General features: G+C 58.7%; 4 protein-coding genes. 1 reads left to right on the top strand and 3 read right to left on the bottom strand.

Translation table 11 applies throughout. From position 1 onward, the window contains the following. Window positions 1-862: efflux RND transporter permease subunit (locus B3187_RS06580; protein WP_286805264.1), on the bottom strand; the 862-nt coding region annotated here is incomplete at its 3' end. After that, window positions 859-1,989: an efflux RND transporter periplasmic adaptor subunit gene (locus tag B3187_RS06575; RefSeq protein WP_286805262.1), complete on the bottom strand. Its 1,131-nt coding sequence runs from the start codon at window positions 1,987-1,989 to the stop codon at window positions 859-861. The genes B3187_RS06575 and B3187_RS06580, both read right to left, overlap by 4 nt. A gap of 251 nt (window positions 1,990-2,240) precedes the next feature. Here B3187_RS06575 and B3187_RS06570 point away from each other — a divergent pair, with 251 nt between their 5' ends. After that, entirely contained in the window at window positions 2,241-3,227 is a 987-nt protein-coding gene (locus tag B3187_RS06570) for a glutathione S-transferase family protein (protein ID WP_123637054.1), read from the top strand. A gap of 109 nt (window positions 3,228-3,336) precedes the next feature. On the opposite strand, the gene B3187_RS06565 is transcribed toward B3187_RS06570, so the two are convergent. After that, on the bottom strand, window positions 3,337-3,864 hold a 528-nt coding region (locus tag B3187_RS06565), incomplete at its 5' end, for an acyl-CoA dehydrogenase family protein (protein ID WP_286805260.1).

Genomic DNA, 3,864 nt, shown 5'->3' with positions numbered 1-3,864 from the left:
CAGGCTGGCCGTTGAACCGCACCAGTGAATCGGCATCACGCGGGGTATAAAACACCCGGGCGATATCCCCGACCCGAGTGTTGCCCTCGACGATAATACTTCGAATATCTTCTTCCGTGGTCGCCGTCGCATCGGCCCTGACCAGCAATTCCTGATCGCTGGAGCGATAGCTACCGCTGGGCACATCGTAGGGTGCGTTGCGCAAGGCATTGGCCACATCGGTCACGCCCAATCCGAAACTGGCCAGCTTCATTGGGTCCATCACCACCCGGACGATACGATTGCGCCCCCCGAACACCTGAACATCGGCCACTCCGGTGACCGAGATCAATTCGGGAATGATGTCCCGCTCAATTCGCTGGGTCAGTTCAGTCTCGCTCAGTGAATCACTGATGGCGGCGATATTGATGATTGACTGGGCATCGGGGTCGGCCTTGACCACCGTCAGTTGTTCCACATCTTCCGGCAGTTCACGTTGCACACGGCTGACCGCTTCGCGGACTTCAGAGGCCACATCATTCAGATCCACGCCCGCATTGAACTCGAGCGACATCCGGAAGTTGCCCTCTTCACTGTCCGAGCGGACGGAGCGCAAACCGGTCACGCGTGCCACAGCCCCCTCCACGACAGAGGTGACTTCCGCGTCCATGGTTTCTGGCGAGGCACCCGGATAATTGCCGTTGACACTGACATAGGGGTAGTCGATATTCGGAAGCTCACGCACTTCCACGGCAAGAATGGCGGCCGCGCCGGCAAGGGCAATCAGCAGGTTGATGACCAGTACCAGAATCGGGCGGCGAATACTCAGACTGGGGAGGTCATTGACTTCCTGAATGTCAGCCCGGTTTTTTTCATCGCTCACGACTCTTCTCCTTCCTCTGATTCTCCAGAGTCCCGATAGGCGCCGTCATTCTCGCCCAGTTCGGCGTTCAAGGGGCGAACGTCCATGCCCGAACGAACGATATGCACACCTTCGGTAATGATCGGGGCGCCCTCTTGCAGGTCAGTTTCAACCAACACGCCGCGTTGATTCCGTTCGATCAGATTGACCGCGACCCGCTGCGCCTTGCCATCCTCGATGGTCCATACATAGGCGCCCTCTCCGCCCCACTGAACGGACACTTCAGGTACTGACAGGTAGCGGTTGCCCTGAAGACTCAGGTTGATCCGGAAGCTCATCCCCGGCAACAGCACGTCATTGGCATTATCGACATGGGCGCGCAACGTGAACGTCCGGCGGACTTCATCCACCCTGGACGACACATCAACAATCGTGCCGGTCGCCTGGGCGAAACTATTACTCCAAGTGGTCACTTCAATGTCCTCACCACGCTGAAGCTTACCCAACAGCAATTCGGGCAATTCAAACCGGACCAACAAGGTGCTGCGATCATCCAGGGTTGTAATAGCGGTATCGGGATCAATCCAGGCACCGGGGTCAAGGTCGGTGAGCCCGACGTAACCGCTGAATGGCGCTCGGATGGTGTGGTAATTTAAATCGACCCGGGCACGCTCCAGCGCAATCCGGGCGCGTTCAACGGCGCTGCGGGCATCATCCAGGTCGGACTGGGTCACGCCGCCGCTCTGTACCGAGCGCTGATAGCGATCGAGCTGACGCTCGGCATCGGCCAATTCCAACTCGGCTGCCTGCACCGCCAGGCGTTCGTCCCGATCGTCCAGGCGGAGCAGCACCTGCCCTTGCTCTACTTTATCCCCCGCCGAAAAATTGACCTCCACCACTTCACCAGACACCGCCGATTCTATCGTGACCGACTTGAGCGCGCGGGATGTTCCCACCGCCTCCAGCGATGTGGTCTCGTAGGCGTACTCTGCTGCCGCCGTCAACACCGGCTGGGGCTTACGCTCCCCCGGCCCGCCACCGGAGCCTCCCGGCTCTTCACCGGAGTCGGAACAGGCAACGGTCACGGAGACCGCCAGAACACCCAATAGGGCGCGACTGGCACGAGAGCAAAACATCGAAATTTTCATAAGCGTCTGATGGTTTTCAGGTCAATTAAGGTCGGGGATTCCCTGGAGGTCAGGGATACTGCTTTGTTATCACAAACGATCATTCGTAAGCATTACAGCCTACGCTAAAATCATACAAATGACGAGATAACGGGGGTTGCGGGCCGAACAGTAAATGTAAAGATTGGTTATCTCACTTAACACTCCCGTGGATATCTTTCGTAAAGGCCGTTAGCCTTGAATCAATAGACACCAACTTGGGGAGCACAACCATGGGCCTGCTAGTCAAAGGCAAGTGGCATGATCAGTGGTACGACACCGAAAAAACCGGTGGGGAATTCATTCGGGAAGACGCCCAGTTCCGCCACTGGGTGACCCGGGACGGCAGCGCCGGCCCCAGCGGTGAGGGCGGCTTCAAAGCCGAGGCGGGGCGCTATCACTTGTACGTGTCCTACGCCTGCCCCTGGGCCCATCGCACCCTGATTTTCCGCGCCCTGCTCGGGCTGGAGGACGTCATCAGCGTCTCGGTGGTGCATCCGCACATGCTGGAAAACGGCTGGGAGTTCCGGGCCGATAAAACCTTCAGCACTGAGGGCCCGGAGCCCTTATACGGTTTTGATTGTATGCATCAGGTGTACACCAAAGCACAACCGGATTACTCCGGCCGGGTGACCGTACCGGTACTCTGGGACAAGCAGCGCGAAACCATCGTCAACAACGAGTCCGCCGAAATCATCCGCATGCTCTCCAGCGGTTTCTGGGATCTGGCCAAAGCACCCCGGGATTTTTATCCGGAAGCAATGCGTTCGGAGATCGATGCGATTAACGAGAAGGTGTATCACAACATCAACAACGGGGTGTACCGCTCCGGTTTTGCCACCCGGCAAGACAAGTATGAGAAAGCCTTTCAGGCACTGTTCGCCGCGTTGGATGATGTGGAAGCGTTACTGGGACAGCAGAAGTTTCTGGCCGGGGACACTCTGACCGAGGCGGACTGGCGGCTGTTCACCACCCTGGTACGATTCGATGCCGTGTATGTGGGTCATTTCAAATGCAACCGGAACCGGATTGCGGACTTCCCGAATCTGTCGAATTACCTGCGTCAGTTGTACCAGGTACCCGGGGTGAAAGAGACGGTGCATCTGGACCATATCAAGCACCATTATTATTACAGCCACGACACCATCAACCCGACCCGGATCGTGCCGGTGGGGCCGGAGTTGGGGTTGGATGCGCCGCATGATCGGGGTGAGGTGTAACAGTTCGTTGTTGATTCACGTTGGGTAACGGCGGATGCGCTTCGCTTATCCGCCCTATGCCATTTGCCGCACTATCCGTAGGGCGGATAAGCCGAAGGCGCATCCGCCGTTACCCATACATCGGTAAGGCCCGCGCAATAATCTCCTTCACCGGCACACCTTTGGGCAAATTACCGTACAACCCGTGCGGCTGCTCAATCCGGCTGGCGATGAAGGCCTCCGCCACGCGCCGATCGCCGTGGCGGAGCAACAATGATGCCTGCAAGGCCACCGCCATCGCCTCGGCCAGACTCCGCGCCCGATACTCCCGCGCCTCCGGCGCCTTGAGCGCCGCCTCCAGGTCGACCACATAGCGGTCCAGCCGGGCATCCACGCCCCGGCTGCGCTGAAACTCGCTGAACAGCGCCTCTCGGGTTTCCGGCTGCTTGTCCAATGCCCGCAGAATATCCAGACACTGCACATTGCCGCTACCCTCCCAGATGGCATTGATCGGCGCCTCCCGGTACAGGCGCGCTGTCATGAATTCGTTCATTACCCCGCTGCCACCCAGACATTCCATGGCCTCGGCGTTGTGCCCGGCCACCCGTTTGCACACCGAGTACTTCCCCAGCGCCGTCGCTAGGCGCAGAAACGCCTG

Origin of the sequence: Marinimicrobium sp. UBA4209 (genome assembly GCF_002381585.1) — a bacterium.
Classification (GTDB): domain Bacteria; phylum Pseudomonadota; class Gammaproteobacteria; order Pseudomonadales; family Cellvibrionaceae; genus Marinimicrobium; species Marinimicrobium koreense.
The sequence above is the reverse complement of the archived record's forward strand: the minus strand, read 5'-3'. Positions and strand labels throughout refer to the sequence as shown.

Excerpts from the sequence above, each read along its gene's own strand:
- B3187_RS06575 (WP_286805262.1), bottom strand. The coding sequence starts at position 1,989 with ATGAAAATTTCGATGTTTTGCTCTCGTGCCAGTCGCGCCCTATTGGGT.
- B3187_RS06570 (WP_123637054.1), top strand. The coding sequence starts at position 2,241 with ATGGGCCTGCTAGTCAAAGGCAAGTGGCATGATCAGTGGTACGACACC.